Origin of the sequence: Streptomyces hoynatensis (assembly GCF_003626535.1) — a bacterium.
Lineage (GTDB): Bacteria > Actinomycetota > Actinomycetes > Streptomycetales > Streptomycetaceae > Streptomyces > Streptomyces hoynatensis.
Map to the genome: position 1 here is coordinate 28,598 of NZ_RBAL01000034.1, position 17,854 is coordinate 46,451.

Sequence of the window (17,854 nt, forward strand, 5' to 3'; positions counted from 1 at the left end):
ATGGATTACGACGACCGGTTCTGCCCCGAGGGCCCTGCCGGGAACACGACCATCGTCCAGCAGGATGAGGCGGAGATTCTGAACCGCACGGCTATCCAGCCTTACAGCTCGGTTGAGACTGCTGGCTACCAGGAGAGCGAGGCTCACTGATGGCGTGTACCTCCGGGTGCAAGACTCGGGATCACGAGAGCTACGGCGCCTGCCTTCAGGCGAAGTCCGTGAGGACCTACCTCGCAAGCCCCTCAAAGGGCCTTGACGGCACCCTACAGAAGAAGTGGGATGCAGAGCTGTCTGCTTATCGGGCAGCTCGTCAGGAGGGCATACAGCCCGATTCAACGCGCATGCCTGCGATAGAGAAGGCTCGCCGGCTTTCCGACGAGAACGGCGCGGCCTATGGCCGCGACTTCCACGTAGCAGCCCCGATGGAGGAGTAATGGCTACCGGATTTTTTGGTATCGAGGACGCCACGGACTCCCGTTTTCGGGCTAGTGTCACCGAAGACGGGGCCCTGAAAGTCACGGGGAGCGTGACTTCAGGCGGTACTACGACCGCTGACCAGGGGGCCGCAGGCTCGGACCCGTGGCCGGTTTCCGTGAGCGGCACGGCCACCGTCTCCGGGACGGTCGGCCTGAGCACCGGCGCGAACACGGTGAAGCTGGACGCCGCTGCTAATACGGTCAAGCTCAGTGGCGCTACGGGCACTTCTGGGGTGGCCAGCGCCACCACGGCCGCCCCGGCCGCCGCTGCTGTCCTCGCCCACATTGACACGCTGGAGGGCCCGCATATCGTGCGGGCCTACACCTTCATCAGTGGCACCACCGCAGCGGTGGATATTGACAACATCGCTCTTTACGCCAATGGCACCGAGGTGACCCGAGTCATCACCCCCGTGGTCGGCACGACCGGGGCGACCGGCCTGGGCGTCCTCGAACTCCAGGTTTTCAGCGTCCCCACCACCGGCTCGGTCGAGTTGCGAGCTGCGGCCGACGCCACGGCGGGCTCTTCCTACAGCGTCACTCTGGTGGCTACCCCCACGCTGGGGCTCTGATGGCGCCGACCCTCGATGACCTCGTGCAGAGGGTGCAGAGGCAGCTCCTCGGGCCCACCCTGAACCAGGAGACCGTGACCGAGCTGGCCGCCGACCTGGCGGCCGACGACATCACGTTCACCGTGGACCCGACCGACCTCCGGTCGATCGCTCGCGGAGTCGTCGAGATCGATGACGAACTGCTGCTGGTCCGCAGCTACGACACCACCTCGGGTGTCGTCACGGTGATGGGCGGAGCCCGAGGAAGGGGCTACGCGGGCACCACGGCGGCCCCTCACGCGGCTGGCTCCCTGGTGACCACCGCGCCGGCCTACGCCCGCCAGGTCGTCAAGGATGCCCTTGCCGACACGGTGATGACTCTCTATCCCGACCTCGTTGTTTTCGGAGAGACAGAGATCGTCAAGACCTCCGTGGTCTGGGAATACGAAATGCCCTCGGAGGCCGAGGACGTTTGGTATGTCACCGGCTCCACGATCGGCCCCACCCGGGTATGGATGCCGCTTCAGAACTGGCGTTTCAACCCGGATGCGGCCACCTCGGCCTTCCCCTCGGGGAAGTCAATTCAGCTTCTTGACGAGATCGTTCCCGGTAGGACTTACCGGGTCGTCTACGCCAAGAGGCCGCAGCTTCTCGTCTCTGGGGCCGATGATTGGTCCCTGACCGGATATCCCGACTCGGTCGCGGAAGTGGCTGTATGGGGCGCCTGCGCCCGTCTGGTGACCACCTATGAGGCGGCCCGCCTTCAGCAGCGGGCAGTTGAGTCCGTGGAGCGCAGCAAAATTGTCGGGCCTCAGTCCGCCCTGCGGACCGCTGCTTACTACCAGGAGCTTTACGCTCAGGCCCTTGAGCGCGAGAAGGCTCGTCAGTTCTCCGAGATGCCCAGCTATCAGAACTACCAGGGGTCGTAAACGTGGCCAACAAGTACTACTACTCCAACACCGCCGTTGTTACCGAGCTGGTGGGGAGTATCGCCAGCGGAGACACCACCGTAGTGGTGGACTCCGCCTCGGGCTATCCGGTGACGTTCCCCTATGTCATCGCTCTGGATTACGACACCGATACCGAGGAGCTGGTGAAGGTCACCAGCGCTTCGGGGACCGCGCTCACAGTCGAGCGGGCCTTCGGCGGGACTTCCGCTCAGGCGCATTCCGCCGGGGCGGTCGTCAAGCACGTGTACAACGCAATTGACGCTACGGACTTCCGTACTCACGAGGACGCCTCTTCGGGGGTTCACGGGGTTATTGGTGATGTGGTCGGCACTTCCGATACGCAGACTCTCGCCAACAAGACCCTGACGAGCCCCAATATCAGCTCACCGGACATCTCTTCCCCGACCATCACCGGCACTGTGGCCGGTGACATGACGTTTTCCGGCGCTCCGGTGTTTAACGGGGTGACCACCTTCAAGGCGAAGGCGGCCCTCAGCTGGGCCGACGTCGAGACGCCTACGGCGACTAGCGCCGCGCTGACCACCAGCGCGGAGAGCGACACGGAGTGGCGCTTTGTCCTGCGGGCCGACGGACAGATGGGATGGGGCGATGGCACGAATGCGCCGGACGTTGTGCTGTATCGCGACGTGGCCGGCGGTCTGCGCCTTCTGGATTCTCGCCTCCTGGTAACCCACACCGCTCCGGCGAATATTGTTCTGGCGAGCCTTGTTGATGCGGACACGCAGCCCCGATTCGAGGTCCTGGCGGACGGCTCTCTCTGGTGGGGCGATGGGGGCGCAGCCCCCGATGTGACCCTGCGCAGGCCGCAGGCAAATGTTTTGGAGACGCCGGACATTTTCAGGGCTCGGGTGGAGACCACCACGGAGGGATTCACCGCCAAGAGCGGCTTTTCCGTCACCTTCGGCGGTGCACGCAAGACGTGCGGTGTCTGCACCATCCGGATTGACGTAGTGCGCACCGGCTCTCAGATCAACGCCAGCTCGGCGGGGAACATTGATGACACCGACGTTGCCACCATCCCCGTGGGATGGCGCCCGGCGGCCCTCTTCGGGGCCGTGGCCTCCGATGGTTTTGGGGACGGTGAGGCCCGCATCGACACGGACGGCACGGTGACCATCCGCACGTGGTCCAGCAATGGGGCCATCGTGCCGAATGATCGGACCATCCGGATCACTGCCACGTATGTGATGTGACGCCATGACGGATGCTCAGCCGCCTGCACGGCTCCCATTCCCCCTCTCCGGGAGGGTGGGTTCTGCCTCTGATCTGTATTCGCCGGTTGGCCCCGCCTACGACGTGGCCATCGGCGGAATGCCTTTCTTTCTGGCGGTCGACGAAGACCGCCCCATGACCAGGGAGTTGGCGCAGATCAAGAAGGATCAGTTCGACAACCAGCAGAATCCTGGCGAACAGTCGCTTGCCGACTGGTGGCTGAGATCCCAAAGTACTTTCGTTGGTGGTGCCGGGCTCCTCTATCAGGACCCGGACACCAGTAATCAGTACGGTATTCAGTACGGCTCCAGCACGGGTTTGAGCCCGTGGGTGAATGGTCGTCTCTCCCTGCTGCGCAGGACCTATCAGGATGTCTCTGCGGGCACCACAGAGCCTCATTTGTTGCTCGGGTACTCGGATGGCACTGATAGGTATTGGAGCGCCGCAGACGCCGTTCTCACGTCCTCTGACGGCACTACACACACCACGGTCACATGGGGTGGAGCTGGCCCAATTACGGGCCTCGCCTCGGACGGCAGTCGGTACTTCGCCGCCGACGACATCGGCGTGTACTCCGGCACCGGAAGCGGTGCCGGAACCCTCCTGTGGAACACAGGGAATCGCACGATCCTCGGATGGGCAATGGGCCGCCTGATGGCGGGTATCGGTCCAAGCATTTACGAGCTGGCGGGCGGCACGCCTCCGACGCTGCCCGACCCCCTCCTCACGAGCGATGCCGAGGGCTGGCAGTGGACCAGCATCACCGAGGGCGCCAGCGTCATCTACGCGGCCGGTTACAGCGGCTCGGTGTCGGCCATCTACGCGTTCACCCTGGACACGTCCGGCGCTGCGCCCGTCCTGGTCCCCGCCGGCCAGGCGGCGGCTCTCCCCCACGGGGAGATCGTCAACACCATCTACGGCTACCTCGGCAGCTACATCGGCATCGGCACCAACCGGGGCCTGAGGGTTGGCGAAATCGGGGACTCCGGCGACATCGCCTACGGGCCCCTCCTGGTGGAGACGCCCGTTCATGCGGTCGTCGGGTACGACCGCTTCCTCTTTGCCAGCGCCGAAGACTCCATCGACGGCAACAGCGGGCTGTACCGAGTTGACCTCGGTCAGCCCATCTCCAATGAGGGTGTTGCCCCGAGCCTGCGCTACGCCTACGCGACAGACCTCCAGGCGCACGTTCCCGGCGCCGTGGACGGCGTGACCCTGTTGGGCAACAGTGACCGCCTGGTCTTCTCCGTCAACGGCCTTGGCTCCTACGTGGAGCACGCCTCCGAGCTGGAGCCCACCGGCACGTTCTATACGGGCCGAGTGCGCTTCAACACCCTGGTTGACAAGATCTATAAGTTCATCACGGTCCGCAATGAGAGCCCTTTGAAGGGCTCGATCACTGCGTCGATTATCGACCCCACCGGGGGCGAGACGAGCATCATCACCGTGTCAGGGAGTCGTCGCATAGAGAATGCGACGCTGAAGGCCCCGATCACCACAGCAGAATGGGTTCAGGTGAAGTTGACCCTGACCCGGGATGATTCCGATTCCACTGCCGGGCCGGTCGTCACCGGCTGGCAGTTGAAGGCCCTGCCTGGAGAGACCCGGCAGCGGGTATTCATGCTGCCGCTGCTGTGTTTTGACATCGAGATGGACCGCTTCGGTCAGCAGGTTGGCTGGGAGGGCAGAACCCTCCCGAGGCTCGACGCTTTCGAGCGGATCATTCAGCGCGGAGACGTGATCTCTTACCAGGATCTCCGGACGAATACGACGACTCAGGTCGTCGTGGACGAAGACCAGTCTGGCGGTTATGAGTTCCGCCAGACTTCCCCGCCGGGCAACTGCTCCGGCTGGGGTGGATACATCTACGTCCGTCTTCGGACCGTGACGGACTCGATCAGCTAGGAGAAAAGATGAACGAGCACCACAGGCGCATCCTGCGCTTCTTCCAGTCCACCCACCTCCCCGCGCACCTGCGGGAGGTCAGCCAGAAGTTCGAGACGCTGGCCTACGACCTGGCGGCCATGGATCTGGACGGCCCGGAGCTGACCGTCGCTCTCCGGAAGCTCCTTGAGGCCAAGGACGCCGCCGTTCGTGCGGCGCTTCCGTCGCAGGACTGACATGCCTGACTGGATGCCCCGAGACGAGATCCTGAACCCCGTCACAGATGTCGAACGAGAGGCCGTGAGGACCGCTCAGCGGGCCCTGAGTGTGCGGGAGACAGGATTGCTCGACGACGTCACGAAGGCGTCTCTCAGAGGCATTCAGAGGCTTCTTGGACTCCCGGTCACAGGTGTGCTGGACCGGGTTACAGCAGACGCTCTGGAGCGTCTGAGACCACCTGGACTCAGGGAGTAGATATGGATGTGGAGAAGGCCGCCGACATGGCGGAGAGGGCCCTTTGGACCGGCGCTCAGGCTGGCCTCAGCCTGCTGGCAGTTGAGCTTGCCGACGTTTCCGTCTGGTGGGCTGCGCCCCTGGCGCTTGTGCTCTCATCGGCAAAGAGCTGGGTTGTTGGACGGCTTAATGGGTGAGGACCAGAGCATAGGGGTAGCAATAGCACTGGAGGCGCTGAAGGGCGCGGTGAATACGGGATTCGCCCGTATCGATGGCCGACTGGACGGAGCCCTTCAGCGAACGGATGTGGTAGAGAGAGATCTCAAGGACGTTAAGACCGAGATCGAATCTCTCGACGAGTCGGTTCGAGCCGCCCTGGCGGCCCAGGAGAGCCGTATTTCCAGCCTGGAGAAAAAGGTGTGGATGGCTGCCGGATTCGCAGCCAGCATCGGAGCCGGAGGCGCAAGCCTCTGGCAGATCCTCGGGTAGACTGGAGTTGCCCGGGACGCCCTCTCTCTCGGCAAAAAGAAACCCCCTCCCGAATGGCTCCCGGGAGGGGGTTTCTGCGTGTGGCTACTTCTTTTTCTTCTCCGCCTCCTCCTGCTTCCGCCTCTTCTCTGCCTCTTGTGCCTTCACTTGACAGGGGCAGGGGTTCCCGGGGGTGGGGGGACCGGGCGCCACATCGCCGCATGCACAGAAATACACACCGTCTCCTAACTAGGGGATGCGTGCAGTTTGCATCACCGGATGCGGGCTGAGGGGTGGATCACCGAGTGTCACCCGATCGGGTGATCTTAGGGTCGATGAGGTTGTCATTCCCCCACCACCACATTCATGAAATTCCCGGCCTTGTCGAAGGTGAAGGCCGCAAGAGAATCGGAGCGCCCGAAAACCTTCGGGGCGAAGGGCTGGAGCACAATCGCTACGGTCGCCATTTCCGGTACCTCCCGGATCTCGACTCCGATGCCGAGGTCTCGAAACAGCGCCTCCAGGCGCTCTCTATCGGTCACGCGTCCTCCCCCTCCGGGATCATCTCCACCTCGCCGGCGAGCCTGGCAGGCAGCTCGGGCGCCTGCTGCTGCACGTAGCTGGCCCACCCGTTGGTGGGCTGCCCAGTAGGGGGAGGAGCATAGCGGGGCGCCGCAGGCGGCACCGCCTCCCGTGGCACAGGTGCCACCAGCTCCAGGACCTTGCGGAGCTTCCGCAGGATCTCCTGCGTATCCGCATCCCTCGCGATGGAGACAGTCGTCTCGGAGTCCTCGTCACTGACCAAATACGTGACCCCGTTGCGGGTCTGTTGCTGCCGAACTTCAGGCATCGCCCCTCCTGTCCGCTCCTCTCTTCGCCCACAGGGGCACCACGGTTGCGACCCCGGGTCGGGGCATCTGTATGGTCTCCTCCAGGTCCACGGGGGCCGACACGGAGACGGCCCGCGCGTTCGCCAGCTCGGCCCTCAGGGCGCCGTTCTCACGGCGCAAGCGCCCTATGTGGGCCTCCGCCGCGTACCAGGCTTTCTGGTTGCTGGCGGCCCTGGCGGCCACCTCACGCAGCTCGGCGCGCGCGTCGACGAGCCGCCTGATTGCCTCGTCACGCTCCCTGAGCACAACTGAAAGAGGCGGGCACCTGTGCGCCCGCCTCTTCGGAGTCCTGCCCCAGATCCTCCACTTCACGTCTCGTCCTCCTCTCTGAGGATTGCGAGGATTCTTTCCAGCTTGCTGAGGGAGGGCCCGGGTACGCGACCGTAGTCGCGCACAAGGCCAAACGTCCTCAGCTCGTCCAGGGCGGTGCCGTACCGCTTCTCTCGCCTGCGCTCTTCCTCCTCTCGCTCCCGGATGGCACGCTCGCGCCTCGCCTGCGCTTCGCGCGCCTCTACCTCCGCGGCAATGGGGCAGACCCCGCTGACCACGCACATACCCGACTCACAGCACGGCACGGGTCACTCGCAAACTGCACCGGGGAGCGAGTCCAGCTCGGTCTCCCCGTCCGCCAGACCGGTAGCGGCCACGCCGACATTGCCTCGCGCCACCAGACCGTTGGCCAGCCGAGTGCCATCCTGGCAGTCGATTTCCACGTGGTAGCCAGCGGGGTCGTGCAGCTCGGCGGCGACTGCGTCCATAACGTCGCCCAGGTGGTCCACGGAGTCCACGTGCACTACCACGTGCCTAGAATTGCCGTCGGTCTCAGCGCTCACGATCTCGTAGCTCGGAACGGGCTCGCTACCGCCTGCCGCTATGCCGATTACGGCGATTACCGCCAGCAGGCCGAAGGCCGACCCGATACTGATAAGTGACCACTTCTGCCAGGTGCTCATGGTTTCCCCTCTCATATGGTGATGTGCCGCTCAGTTGGGAGTACGATCCCGCTGAGCGGCACGCGGAGCTAATCCAACCGCCTAGCGGCTTGGCGCCAGGTGGCTCCCAAGTCCTGCAATCGCTGTACTCGCGTGGCCTTTAGCTTCATGTAGCTCGACACGTCAGGCGCCACGTGGTCAAGGACTTCATGAGCGGGCTTGCTCTCATGCTGCGCCAGCGTCTCCAGTGGCACGCCAAGCCGGTGCAACGCCGTGCCGATCAGGCATCCGGAGCAAATCGGGCAGTTGCAGCGCTTCGCGGAGGAGGTGGCGCCGCGCCCGCGCCGCCGATACACATAGTTCGGGTCCTCAGCGGCAACCTCTCGAATCGCCCGCGCCAGGTCCTCGTCAGTGATGTTCTTCACGAGTCCAGCCCCCTGAGGAAACGGATGGCCTCGCCCCAGGGGGTCCCGTCATCCTGTGCCTCCTGAACCTCCCGCAAAGGGTCAGCGGCAGCGTACGAGACCGGGATACCGAGGGCGCGCAGCAGCGGAAGCACTTGCTCTCCCTCGTACCGCTCCAACCTCTCCAGCGGAACGCCGAGGCGATGCAGGGCCGTGCCGATCAGGCATCCAGGGATCAGCGTGCCGGACAGGGACTCGTGGGTGTACCGGCACATGTCGGTCCCCGCCTGCTGCTCGTACACGTGGTCTGGCCCCTCATCCGCCACGGCGAGTACTGCGTTTATCACGTCGGTTACGGTGATGTTCACTTCTCCTCCTTCGCCGGGTAGCCGTAATGCTCCAGGATGGAGGCCAGGTCTCCCGTGTCGTTGTTCCCGGGGTCATCGGCCGTATCGGCGATCCACTGCCGGACTTCCTCAATGGCAGCTTCGGCCTTGTCGGCGCGCCGTCCGTTGGCGATGCCGCGGTCGGCGTACTCGCCGAGCAGGCCGGTAAGGCGCCGAACCTCGGCCTCGGCCCGGTCGGCACGGGTTGCCTCCCCGGTGGCCTCCTCCTGCGCCTCAAGCAGGCGCTTTCTGGTCCACTCCAGGTCTGAGCTATCGACCGGTTCTGCGGTCCAGCTCGGGTCTGAGTTATCGCTCATTGCCTCTCCTCCTCGGGGGTCGCTCTCCCGGGATCGGAATATCCCAGGGGTGAATCAGGCGCAGGGCCATCGCAATAGCCACTGCGTGCGTGATGCTCTTGGCGGAGAGATGCCGCTTGGCGGTAGCTATGAGCTGATTGACGCTGCTCATTGAGATGCCCATGCGCCGGCCTGCGGCCTCAGCGGTGAGGCCCTGCGCGTGGTAACGCAGGGCCTCTAGCTGCCTCGGGGTGAGGGGTGACCACTGAGTCATCCCTGTTCTGCCATCTCCAGAAGCCGCCTATAGTCGGCGGCCCTCTGCTCCAAATCCCTCAAGCGCTTGCCCATTGCCAGCGCGCGTGAGCCCGTGGGCTGCCTGCGCCAAGAGAGGCGCAGCCTCTCGGCCTCCTCAACGAGCTTGGAGTGGCGCAGCGAAAGCTCCGCCAGGGTCAGAGGGTTCATTACTTGCCTCCCGCCTCGGACACCTCTTCGGCCTTGCGGCGGAGCATCTTTGCGTTGGCGTCCAGGTCATTGCCCGTGACCTGGACTACGAGGTCAGCAGCCTCCCGCAGCACTTCGGCGCGATATTCGCTGAGTCGCTGCAAGAACGCCAGGCCACGAGTGGACTGATCGTTGAGCCCCGACAGGAAAATCAAGGCGTCCCGGGCGCTCATGAACGCCTCCAAACGGCGTCCAGACGGCCTATGAGCCACCTCTCTGCCCTCTCGTAGGGCCACGGCTCTTCGCCGCCTCTGACGAGCCTCAGGGCCGTTTCCACGAGCTGCTGAGCGGCAGCCTCCGTCGGGGTCGGATCGGGTTCCACGTCCATCATTCCTCCGTGGTCCCGTTGATGGCTCGGGCGAGAGCGAGTGCCCAGGGGTTGACAACCCCTTCGTCGTCCCCATCGGACAGGTCGTCCAGCAGATCGGCCAGGGCGTTGCTTCGAGGCGACGGGTAGTCAAGCTCTCGGACCGCAGTTGCGGCCTGAAGCAACTCCCCGGAGGGGTTGAGATAGATCTCTTCAGCCGGAGATGAGCCCTCGGAGGGCTCCGGCTCCTCCGCTGAGCCAGGTGTCGTTTCCATCCATTCCTCTCTCGTATCGAATGGGCCGGGCTCCAACCTCCCTGACCAGCAGGGAGGTAAGGCCCTTGCCTGCGTCGTCCGCATCAGCGGCGCTGTAGATGATGGGAAAATCGTCGAGGGCCAGCCTGAAGTGGGGCTTCCATGCCTTGACGCCGGACAGGCCAACGGCCGGGACACCGGCCATGGTCCAGGAGATTGTGTCGATCTCCCCTTCGGTGACCACCAGGAAATCGGAATCCGCCTTCAGGGCGGCCACGTTGTAGAGGTGACCCTCTTCGCCCTCAGGCTTCAGGTACTTCCGGCAGTTCACTGCCTTGCAGTCATGCTGCCGTATGCAGCGGAAGTTGAGGGCCACCGGCCCCGCCGGCGTCAGGTACGGGATAGCAAGGCGTCCTCGGTACGCCTCGTGCCCCTGAGCGGGGCTGTCAACGACGCCCAGGCGGAACATACCTGCGGCCTCGGGGCCGATACCCCTCTTCGTCAAGTACTCCTGGGCGGCGGTATTTCCCCGAAGATCCCGCTGGTACTGAGATACCGAGATCTCCAAAAATGCGCGTTGCTCGCTTGAGAGCATCCTCACGGTTCACGCTCTCCATTGCCATGATCAGGTGCACTGCGGTGCCCCCGGCACCGCAGGAATGACAGAAGAAGACGCCCTTCTCCAGGTTGACCCGCATTGAAGGGCGTCTTTCTCCATGTATGGGACAGCAGCATTGCTGCTCTCCCCAGCGTGAGCCCTGAAGCTCAACGCCATAGTGATTCAGGATGGGTTCGAGGGGGATCAGTATCCGAGGCTCTGAAGCAGTGAGGCCCCCAGGGCGAGATCCATGCGGAGCCATGACGGACTCCCCTCCGGGAAATCGGCGAGAATGTCCAGCGTACCTACGCGTAGCAGGTATGCATCCCAGACGGAGACTGGTTTGCGTGGACGCTTTACCACCAGCATCCCAGTCTCGGCGGAGGCGTTCTCCATTTCAGTCAACGTCTCTCGCTGCCACGGGCCAATCAGCTGCGTAGCAGCAGCCTTCACCTCGATGACGAGCCCAGGTATCCCGGCAATGTCACCCTTGTCCAGGGCGCCCGAGAGGGCCCGGCGTTCTGCCGCTGGCCACCACTGACGGAGGTACTTCACGACCTCCGTCTCAGCCCTTGTGCCCTTCGCCTTGCTCTTGCTCACCTCCGGGTTCCCTCCTCGTACTTCTTCACGGCTTCGTCCACCTGATCCCTGCTGTAGTCGCAGCTGTCGTACCACTCCACGGCGTGCCAGACGCCTTCCAGGCGCCCTTGCATGGACCGAATGGCGTCCATCAAACCAAGGATGGTCCAGGTGTCCCGAGCAGCCGGAGAATCGCGCTCAGCGAGCTGAGAGAGCCGCTGAGCCATTTCTTCGACGGAACCGTAGAGGTCCACCAGATCCTTGGCGTACAGGTAGTCATAACTTCCGCCGCTCACCGGCAGCACCTCTTAACGTGCTCAAGGGCAACCAGCATTGCCGCATCCCATGACCCGGCACCGAAGAGAAGGCCCGTGGTGGGGGACCCTGTTGCGCAGTCGTGGCTCCAGCGCCAGAGACCATTTCTGTCCCGGTAGACCCGGGCCTTCCCTCCGATGGGCGGGGAGGGAATCTCACGCCCCAGTGGGGGGCGGAATTTAGTCGTCATCGGACTCGACCACCTCCCAGAGGGTGCCTTCACCCTCCAGGGGGAGATACCAGCCGCCTGCGCGGATGTCGTCACCGTGCATGTGAGTAACGCGGACAATATCACCCTCACGCAGTTCCTTGCCCGCCGGGTTGTCTGTCAGAATGCGAATCCGATCGTCGATGTAGACTCTCGGCAGCGCCTTCGTCCATGTGGGAGTCACCTCGACGAAGGGACCGTATTCCTCGACCAGGATGTCCGCCTCTATCTCCCCTCCTCTGCTGCCTTTGTGGTTGGGTGCCCAGACCAGCGTGCCGTAACCGTTTGGCAGGATGTACCAGACATCCGTCTCCCGATCCCGGTAGTAGCGCCCCGGCTTCAGCTTCATTCCGCTCCCTCTCTCGCTCGCTCCCGCTTCGCCTTCTTCCGCCGCGTGCCGGCGGAGGACTTTCTTGGTCTGCCTGTCGGGTTCTGTCCTATCGGATCAATCATGGTCGTCCTCCTTCAGCAGGTAATCGAAGCCCCTAATGGTCTCCCAGATCAACTGGTGCTCCGGGTAGAGCTGGAACATCTCACCCCGGGAGCGGAGGGTTTCCTCATCAAGTCCGGTCTGGGCTATCAGCTCCTCCCTTCGGCGAAGGGCTTCCTCTCGGGTCATCTTGATGACCGTGGGGAGCTTGAAGGTCGCGCAATCACACAGGACGGGGCTCCTGGCGACGAGAACCCGTCTCCGGCACGCGCTCTTGCTTCCCTTCACATGAGTACCGGTGTGGAAATAGCGTGGATGGCCGCAGTCCCGGCACTTTTCCTTGTCCTGGAGGCTCACGTGTTGGTCGCCTCCGGGTCGTAGTTCCAGCCCAAGATCTTGATTGCGAGTTCCCGCAGCTGCTCGATGCTGAGATGTACGCCATCACCGGAGGTGAGCAGGAGCAACCCCTCACCATCAAGGCACGTCTCCAGCAGCAGACGGCCCCCCCATCGATCTGCGATTTCCCAGTCGGTTGTGACATCGGGGTCATCGGCAAGAGTGCGATTACTCACCGGCGTTCACGCCTCCTCCGGCCAGAGCATTCCGAGAAGGGCTGCCTTGATGTCCACGCAGCAGACGCACGAGGCGTCAATGATCTGCCTGAAGGTATCGCTGCGGCTCAGCCCCTCGTCCTGGGCGATAGTCACGGCGGCCTCGGTCGCATCGAAGAGGAACATCGCCTCTTCGACTTCCATGTCGTCGTCATCCTCGGAATCCGTGCCGAGAAGTCCCCGGATCAGGCGATCTATTTCGTCACCCTCGTCCACTACGTCCTCCAAATTCTCGTACAGTTTGGGGACGGGGCCAATCCCTTGACCCCGTCACAAGCACTCTCACCTGATCTCCGTCCGCTCACAGCGGAGGCATTCGCGCATCTGATAGCCGCTGGACTTGTCCTTCCACCAGTCCGTCCACTTGTGGCCTATCAGTCGGCAGAGCATTTCCCCTCCTCGGCGGTGGTCGCGAAAAATACTCCATCACGGTCTTCTGGTCTCCCGAGAAGGGAGATGAGTTCTTCAAGAGCACTCATCTGCTCGCCAGCGAAGAGGTAGGATTCAGCCTTCTCCGTCAGAAGGTATGGAACGGGCTCGTCGGGATTCATCCCGCGGCCTCCGCCCAGGCAAGGTGAACCTCCTCGGAGAGGCCCGCCGGGGCCGCGAGCTTCCCCGCAATCAGAACGGGCGCCTGGCACGCCGTAACTGCGGCCAGGGCGAGCGTTGCGTGAACCTGGGCCTCCATCAAAGCCTCTCTGGCCGCGTCCTGGCGATAGGTGGCAGCCAGCTCAATGCACTCTTCGGCCCTCTTGTAGTGCTCGGGGCCTGTCACAGCAGGCCCCAGATGAAAAGCGCCGCACCGATGATGATGAGCATCGGCGGGATGCAACTCAGCCATGCGTTCTTGCTCATTGTTTCTCTCCCTCGTTGTAGTCCCAGTAGCCCGGGACGGATTGTGGGGCGACGTAATCGCCGACGTAACTAGTGCTGGCGTCAAGCGCCATCGGAAAGGCATTGTCCGCCTGCGGATCGGCCTTGGCGTGACGATTCTTGACGCAGGCAACGTGGAGCTGTCCGGCATAGTCGGTCCCGCAGGTGACAATCACCTCGGGAATGGCAGCCACCTTCCCGTGGATATCACTGCGCCTCGGGCAGGGGCGCTTGGTATTCGGTGAATCACTTGCGTGGTGAACAAGAAGGACATGGGCCCCCGTCTCGCGGGCCAGGATCTTGGATTGCCTCATCAAGTCCCGGAGGGTGGCCCACTCATCGCCAGCGTCGTGACCTATATCGCTAGCGATATCAACTACGATCTGTTCCGGGTACTGGCCCTCTACTTCGGCGTAGGCGTAGGCGCTACGCCAGATATGATCCAAGTCCGGATCAGGGCGGAAGTCGCAGCGGAGCCAATCAAATCCTGCGAGGATCTGGGCGGCGTCAGAGCGCCGGTCAATGAGCCAGCCTTCGGTTTCCTCGGTCGGCTGGCCAGTAACTCTTGCCAGGATGCGAGAAGCCACGGTAGTGCGGTCTGAGTCCGTGCTGAAAAGCAGGGTAGGCACCTGCATGTTCAGCACTGCGTTGAGCATGAGCCGGGTCTTGTGGGACCCGGGGATTCCGGCAAGCATCGAGACGGAGGCCCGCCGGAATCGGATGGATCGGGAGTCCCAGGATCGGAACGGAGCCGGGAGCGGGGCCGTAGCCCCGCTCCCACGGCTCACGCTCCGAGATAGCGTGAGCACCTATCCCCGATCAGGCCGGGACGACGGGGCCGAACCCGTTCACCATCTGTGCGATGTCAGGGTGAATCCAGAACTCTGGACCACCTGCCCAGTAGATCTTTCCCGCGGTGAACTGCTTGTTGTCGTTCCGGAACTGCCTGAACGCGTTCTTGTCTCCAACCGACAGCTTGTAGACCTGTGGCCAGTTCGGACGCGGCTTCGGGTCACGGTTGCCACCCTGCTGCTGCGGGGCCTGCTGGGGGAACTGCCCCGGAGCGGAACCCGTGGTCTGCCAAGCAGGCTGATTCGGAAAGGACTGGTTCGGCTGCTGCGAAGCCTGCGGGAACGGCCCCGCCTGGGGGAACTGCTGAGCCAGGGCCTGAAACTCGGGCGCAGGAACGGCGGCAGCCGTCCCAGTGGCCTTGGACCACGTAGAAATCAGCTCACCGATAACTCCGGCCGCCTCGGCGGCGGCGCTCAGCAGGCCGGCGGCCGTGTTGCTCCGGATCACGAGCATGGACCCGTCGGGGAGCTTCGGCGACCACGTGTAAACGTGGTTATGGGGATTGTCGGGAGCCTCCGGATAGGTCGGGGCCTCCCCGGCCCACATGCTCTCATCCTCCGGGGTGTTGCTGTCGTCCATCTCGGGTGCGGTGGTCATGGTGCTCACTTTCTGTGCCTTGGAGATCAGGAGCGGAAGAACGGGCGCGGCGGGGTCGGCTCGTCTGAACCGAACATCGTCTCGTGCAGCTTGACTACGAGTCCTGGAACGGCCGAAGCCCTGAGGGCCCGCAGGCTGCGGGCCAAGTCGTCCAGGTCGCTCCCCTTGACGATGATCATTGGGGTGTTCTTGTTCAGAGAAACTGAGTACTTCGGCTCTTCCATTCCCTCTCTCCAATCCATGAGAAAGGCCCCCATTCTCGGGGGCCTTGTGATGCTTCGTGCTGATGATGGTAGCTCCTGGAAATTGCTTGAGCATCAAATCCAGGGCTCGTGTGGCGGGATCGACTGGCATCACAATGGATGATGCCTGTGTTCTGTGGGCGGAGGCAGTTCTTTCCAGCTCAGAGAAGGCCATCCGCATAGCGCCTCCATCTGCCGCCGCTCGCGGCGGTTGCCTGTCGGAATCCAGTAACGCACCTTCGGCTTGCGCCGAACCTTCCGCACGTATCCGTGCCGGTAAGCGTCACGTGTGTGGATTGACGGGTCATCCGGCATGTAGTCGTATCGGGGTGTCTTGCGTTCCATGTCTGTCCATCCGGCGTACCGGAAATTCAAGGCCCGGTACACGTAGCCCATGTGCCCCTGCGTGGTGTCCGCGTACGACACCACGATCCGGGGAGGAAGCTGACGCAAAGCCCGGGAGACGAACCAGCTCTCGGTGTTCGTTGGCATGGAATCGTGAACCCAGAGCCTATTGAGTTCCACCACCAGGGATGGATCGGATGGGCACACCCCCATCTGGAGGTGCCTGCTGGCCGGGGTGCCGAAGGTGACCACCCCTAGCGCCTTGTCTCCCTCAAGGAGGCCGAAGGCGTGGGAAACCGTCGGCTTGCGGTGCATGTAGTGCTCCGCCTCCGCCACGGCTCGGGCCTCGGCATGTCCGAGGGGTTCGACTCTCACGGCCGGCCGGTATACCAGACCGGACCGACAGTGGTCAGGGGTGAGATACATGAGCCGGATGGTCCGGGTCCCACTTGGCGGCCTCGGGGCCGCCCACTGCGTAGCAAGCGCTGCGCGCGTCGCAGAAGAAATCGCAGTGGCTATCCAGCTTCGGAATGAAAATCCCCGCCTTGCGGGCTCGGTCCATCTGGCCGAAGAGGGCCCCCGTGTATTCCGGCGACCACTTCTCCAGGGTGGCAGGGTGAGCGTAAAGGCCAGCCGCCTTCTTGTCCGTTGTCCTGGTCCGGAAAGTGGCGCCGCGGTCAGCGGCGACGCCGTACTTCTGCATGAGCAGAGCGCGATAAGTGCCTAGCTGGTCCTCCTTCGCCAGAGAGCTGCCGCTTTTGGCGTCCACGATGATAAGGCCACCAAAGGTCTTATCCTCGAAAACGCGGTCAAGGTATGCCTTGATCTCCGCATCGCAGCCAGGGAGATATCCGGAGACATCCAGCTCAATAGCTGGCTCCCCGTCCGGGGTTATCCAGATCTCCCAGGAGGGCGACCTGAGTCGCCAGTCGATATACGACTGAACCATGGCGGGGCCATTGGCCCGCCACCACGTCTCACCCTCACTGGAGCGACGCTTGACGCGCCACTTCGATTGGTCGGGTTGAACTTTCTTCGCTTTCCTGATCTCCGCCTCAAGGGCGGAGCTGAATCCAGTTTCCGGGCCCCACGTCGCAACCGTGTTGCCGAGGGTTCGCGCCTCGCCCCACGTCGCGACCATATGGCCGAGGGTTCCCGCCTCGGCCTCGATGAGCTGGTTGTGATCCCACGATTCCATCGTGGCGTGCACGGCGTTCCCGCCGATGCTCCACCAAGCCGGAGGACCCTGGAATCCCTGGACCCTGCCTAGCTGATAACTCTTCCCACACATAAGCCAGCTCGAAAGCGAGCTGTACGAAACATGGTCAGGCAGCTCGCCGGCGGCGCTCCTTGTTGTACCTCTCACGGTCCAGCCTTTCCATTACCGGTATTTCAACCGTGGTGAATATTTGGATGTCCCCGACGTGCACCCAGGGTTGTACGTGAGCCCGGCCGCTGAAGGTCTGAACTCGGTACCACTGACTGTCGGCCGTGCGGCCCAAAATATTCGCCGCGCGCACCTGGTGGGAATGCCAGACCCAGGCGTCTGCCCTGGGGCGCCCCTTGGGCCAATTTGGGCGAAGGAGCTTCGGCCCTTCGGGAATTGTGGGCCCATTGCTCTCCTGGAAGAGCCGCCATTCGCGGGCCAGTTCTTCCGCGAGCTGCCCTGCGAGGCCAGTGCATTCCCGCACTCGGCCCCAGTCTCGGACACGGCGATAGATGTCGTGGCATATCCGGCCCCACTCAAGGCGGCGTTCCCTGGACCAGGATGCAGCTCGATCGAGCGTCCTCTTCCGGATGGCCTTGCGTTGCTTTGCGGTCCTGCCGCCCCAGACCCCATAGGGCTCCCCCAGGGTGTCTCTACGGCACTCATGCAGGACTGGGCATGTCCTGCAAATGGCTTTCGCCTTGGCTTCGTTGGTTTTTTCGAAGAAGATTTCCAGGGGCTCGCCCCGGCAGGCCCGGTCCGGCCGAGTCATCCACCGTCTCTCAAGATCCACCTCCATGAATCACCTCCCTCATAAGACGAAGGCCCCCGGTCTCTCCGGGGGCCTTCCATTACCACCTGTTACGACAGGTGGGCTCTGACATCAGTCTTGACAGCCATCGCATTGGATGTCAGTGGACTCAACTGGACTCCTGTGGACGGTTCGACCGTCCAAGTCCGGACTTTCCTCACCTCTCCGGTGGGGGATCAAGAGATCAGGATCTTTGTCATG

At 63.3% G+C, this 17,854-nt stretch carries 35 protein-coding genes and 1 pseudogene; 9 read left to right on the forward strand and 27 right to left on the reverse strand.

Annotation, left to right across the window (positions count from 1 at the left end):
- The 9 genes from D7294_RS32140 to D7294_RS31750 all read left to right on the forward strand — a co-directional run bounded on the left by D7294_RS32140 (position 1) and on the right by D7294_RS31750 (position 6,036).
- A complete protein-coding gene (locus D7294_RS32140) occupies positions 1-150 on the forward strand; it encodes a hypothetical protein (protein WP_158674734.1) in 150 nt (49 codons plus the stop codon).
- A 283-nt stretch (positions 151-433) separates the two neighbouring features.
- Positions 434-1,048 carry a hypothetical protein gene (locus D7294_RS30440; RefSeq protein WP_120685053.1) on the forward strand — a complete coding sequence of 205 codons (615 nt, stop codon included), beginning with the start codon at positions 434-436 and terminating at the stop codon, positions 1,046-1,048.
- A gap of 74 nt (positions 1,049-1,122) precedes the next feature.
- Entirely contained in the window at positions 1,123-1,956 is an 834-nt protein-coding gene (locus D7294_RS30445) for a phage adaptor protein (RefSeq protein ID WP_147450952.1), read from the forward strand.
- A gap of 2 nt (positions 1,957-1,958) precedes the next feature.
- Positions 1,959-3,191 (forward strand): hypothetical protein, encoded by a 1,233-nt coding sequence (locus tag D7294_RS30450; protein ID WP_120685055.1) that lies wholly within the window; start codon positions 1,959-1,961, stop codon positions 3,189-3,191.
- A gap of 4 nt (positions 3,192-3,195) precedes the next feature.
- Positions 3,196-5,115, forward strand: a complete 1,920-nt coding sequence (locus tag D7294_RS30455; RefSeq protein ID WP_147450953.1) for a hypothetical protein — start codon at positions 3,196-3,198, stop codon at positions 5,113-5,115.
- A gap of 8 nt (positions 5,116-5,123) precedes the next feature.
- Positions 5,124-5,330, forward strand: coding sequence for a hypothetical protein (locus D7294_RS30460; RefSeq protein WP_120685057.1), 207 nt, complete (start codon positions 5,124-5,126; stop codon positions 5,328-5,330).
- A 13-nt stretch (positions 5,331-5,343) separates the two neighbouring features.
- On the forward strand, positions 5,344-5,568 hold the full coding sequence (locus D7294_RS34075) for a peptidoglycan-binding domain-containing protein (RefSeq protein ID WP_422070760.1): 225 nt from the start codon (positions 5,344-5,346) through the stop codon (positions 5,566-5,568).
- A gap of 2 nt (positions 5,569-5,570) precedes the next feature.
- Entirely contained in the window at positions 5,571-5,744 is a 174-nt protein-coding gene (locus tag D7294_RS32385) for a hypothetical protein (RefSeq protein WP_174248477.1), read from the forward strand.
- Entirely contained in the window at positions 5,737-6,036 is a 300-nt protein-coding gene (locus D7294_RS31750; protein ID WP_147450954.1) for a hypothetical protein, read from the forward strand. Before D7294_RS32385 ends, D7294_RS31750 begins: the two co-directional genes overlap by 8 nt.
- A gap of 323 nt (positions 6,037-6,359) precedes the next feature.
- Here D7294_RS31750 and D7294_RS30475 read toward each other — a convergent pair whose 3' ends face one another.
- The 27 genes and pseudogenes from D7294_RS30475 to D7294_RS30595 all read right to left on the reverse strand — a co-directional run bounded on the left by D7294_RS30475 (position 6,360) and on the right by D7294_RS30595 (position 17,641).
- Positions 6,360-6,557: a hypothetical protein gene (locus tag D7294_RS30475; RefSeq protein ID WP_120685060.1), complete on the reverse strand. Its 198-nt coding sequence runs from the start codon at positions 6,555-6,557 to the stop codon at positions 6,360-6,362.
- Entirely contained in the window at positions 6,554-6,820 is a 267-nt protein-coding gene (locus D7294_RS30480) for a hypothetical protein (protein WP_147450955.1), read from the reverse strand. The genes D7294_RS30475 and D7294_RS30480 overlap by 4 nt, the downstream gene beginning before the upstream one ends.
- 37 nt (positions 6,821-6,857) lie before the next feature.
- A complete protein-coding gene (locus D7294_RS30485; protein ID WP_120685062.1) occupies positions 6,858-7,217 on the reverse strand; it encodes a hypothetical protein in 360 nt (119 codons plus the stop codon).
- Complete coding sequence (locus tag D7294_RS30490; protein ID WP_147450956.1) at positions 7,214-7,453, reverse strand: hypothetical protein; 240 nt, start codon at positions 7,451-7,453, stop codon at positions 7,214-7,216. The genes D7294_RS30485 and D7294_RS30490 overlap by 4 nt, the downstream gene beginning before the upstream one ends.
- Before the next feature lie 30 nt (positions 7,454-7,483).
- Positions 7,484-7,858, reverse strand: a complete 375-nt coding sequence (locus tag D7294_RS30495; RefSeq protein ID WP_120685064.1) for a hypothetical protein — start codon at positions 7,856-7,858, stop codon at positions 7,484-7,486.
- A 68-nt stretch (positions 7,859-7,926) separates the two neighbouring features.
- Positions 7,927-8,262 (reverse strand): hypothetical protein, encoded by a 336-nt coding sequence (locus D7294_RS30500; protein WP_120685065.1) that lies wholly within the window; start codon positions 8,260-8,262, stop codon positions 7,927-7,929.
- Positions 8,259-8,609 carry a hypothetical protein gene (locus D7294_RS30505; protein ID WP_120685066.1) on the reverse strand — a complete coding sequence of 117 codons (351 nt, stop codon included), beginning with the start codon at positions 8,607-8,609 and terminating at the stop codon, positions 8,259-8,261. The genes D7294_RS30500 and D7294_RS30505 overlap by 4 nt, the downstream gene beginning before the upstream one ends.
- Positions 8,606-8,944 (reverse strand): hypothetical protein, encoded by a 339-nt coding sequence (locus D7294_RS30510; RefSeq protein WP_120685067.1) that lies wholly within the window; start codon positions 8,942-8,944, stop codon positions 8,606-8,608. Before D7294_RS30510 ends, D7294_RS30505 begins: the two co-directional genes overlap by 4 nt.
- On the reverse strand, positions 8,934-9,197 hold the full coding sequence (locus D7294_RS34080; RefSeq protein ID WP_120685068.1) for a LuxR C-terminal-related transcriptional regulator: 264 nt from the start codon (positions 9,195-9,197) through the stop codon (positions 8,934-8,936). The genes D7294_RS30510 and D7294_RS34080 overlap by 11 nt, the downstream gene beginning before the upstream one ends.
- Before the next feature lie 187 nt (positions 9,198-9,384).
- A complete protein-coding gene (locus D7294_RS30525) occupies positions 9,385-9,597 on the reverse strand; it encodes a hypothetical protein (RefSeq protein WP_120685070.1) in 213 nt (70 codons plus the stop codon).
- Positions 9,598-9,944: 347 nt separating this feature from the next.
- Positions 9,945-10,580 carry a toprim domain-containing protein gene (locus D7294_RS30530; RefSeq protein WP_241562734.1) on the reverse strand — a complete coding sequence of 212 codons (636 nt, stop codon included), beginning with the start codon at positions 10,578-10,580 and terminating at the stop codon, positions 9,945-9,947.
- 34 nt (positions 10,581-10,614) lie between these two features.
- Positions 10,615-10,845, reverse strand: a pseudogene (locus D7294_RS34085) (CHC2 zinc finger domain-containing protein); the annotation flags it as partial.
- Complete coding sequence (locus tag D7294_RS30540; protein WP_120685073.1) at positions 10,788-11,183, reverse strand: PDDEXK family nuclease; 396 nt, start codon at positions 11,181-11,183, stop codon at positions 10,788-10,790. The pseudogene D7294_RS34085 and the gene D7294_RS30540, both read right to left, overlap by 58 nt.
- Complete coding sequence (locus D7294_RS30545) at positions 11,180-11,458, reverse strand: hypothetical protein (protein WP_120685074.1); 279 nt, start codon at positions 11,456-11,458, stop codon at positions 11,180-11,182. Before D7294_RS30545 ends, D7294_RS30540 begins: the two co-directional genes overlap by 4 nt.
- Positions 11,459-11,656: 198 nt before the next feature.
- A complete protein-coding gene (locus D7294_RS30550; RefSeq protein WP_120685075.1) occupies positions 11,657-12,034 on the reverse strand; it encodes a hypothetical protein in 378 nt (125 codons plus the stop codon).
- 96 nt (positions 12,035-12,130) lie between these two features.
- On the reverse strand, positions 12,131-12,472 hold the full coding sequence (locus tag D7294_RS30555; protein ID WP_120685076.1) for a hypothetical protein: 342 nt from the start codon (positions 12,470-12,472) through the stop codon (positions 12,131-12,133).
- A complete protein-coding gene (locus tag D7294_RS30560; protein WP_120685077.1) occupies positions 12,469-12,687 on the reverse strand; it encodes a hypothetical protein in 219 nt (72 codons plus the stop codon). The genes D7294_RS30555 and D7294_RS30560 overlap by 4 nt, the downstream gene beginning before the upstream one ends.
- Before the next feature lie 6 nt (positions 12,688-12,693).
- A complete protein-coding gene (locus tag D7294_RS30565) occupies positions 12,694-12,942 on the reverse strand; it encodes a hypothetical protein (RefSeq protein WP_120685078.1) in 249 nt (82 codons plus the stop codon).
- 66 nt (positions 12,943-13,008) lie between these two features.
- Entirely contained in the window at positions 13,009-13,116 is a 108-nt protein-coding gene (locus tag D7294_RS30570; RefSeq protein WP_120685079.1) for a DUF1660 family phage protein, read from the reverse strand.
- Positions 13,101-13,277 (reverse strand): hypothetical protein, encoded by a 177-nt coding sequence (locus D7294_RS32145; protein ID WP_158674736.1) that lies wholly within the window; start codon positions 13,275-13,277, stop codon positions 13,101-13,103. The genes D7294_RS30570 and D7294_RS32145 overlap by 16 nt, the downstream gene beginning before the upstream one ends.
- On the reverse strand, positions 13,274-13,567 hold the full coding sequence (locus D7294_RS30575) for a hypothetical protein (protein ID WP_147450957.1): 294 nt from the start codon (positions 13,565-13,567) through the stop codon (positions 13,274-13,276). The genes D7294_RS32145 and D7294_RS30575 overlap by 4 nt, the downstream gene beginning before the upstream one ends.
- A 10-nt stretch (positions 13,568-13,577) precedes the next feature.
- Complete coding sequence (locus D7294_RS30580) at positions 13,578-14,243, reverse strand: hypothetical protein (RefSeq protein ID WP_338325707.1); 666 nt, start codon at positions 14,241-14,243, stop codon at positions 13,578-13,580.
- A 175-nt stretch (positions 14,244-14,418) separates the two neighbouring features.
- Complete coding sequence (locus D7294_RS30585; RefSeq protein WP_147450958.1) at positions 14,419-15,048, reverse strand: hypothetical protein; 630 nt, start codon at positions 15,046-15,048, stop codon at positions 14,419-14,421.
- 26 nt (positions 15,049-15,074) lie between these two features.
- Entirely contained in the window at positions 15,075-15,227 is a 153-nt protein-coding gene (locus tag D7294_RS32150; protein WP_158674738.1) for a hypothetical protein, read from the reverse strand.
- A 174-nt stretch (positions 15,228-15,401) separates the two neighbouring features.
- Positions 15,402-16,010, reverse strand: coding sequence for a Mom family adenine methylcarbamoylation protein (locus tag D7294_RS31755; protein WP_147450959.1), 609 nt, complete (start codon positions 16,008-16,010; stop codon positions 15,402-15,404).
- A gap of 34 nt (positions 16,011-16,044) precedes the next feature.
- A complete protein-coding gene (locus tag D7294_RS30590) occupies positions 16,045-17,001 on the reverse strand; it encodes a PD-(D/E)XK nuclease family protein (RefSeq protein WP_147450960.1) in 957 nt (318 codons plus the stop codon).
- On the reverse strand, positions 16,961-17,641 hold the full coding sequence (locus D7294_RS30595) for a WhiB family transcriptional regulator (protein ID WP_120685084.1): 681 nt from the start codon (positions 17,639-17,641) through the stop codon (positions 16,961-16,963). Before D7294_RS30595 ends, D7294_RS30590 begins: the two co-directional genes overlap by 41 nt.
- Positions 17,642-17,854: the final 213 nt, after the last annotated feature.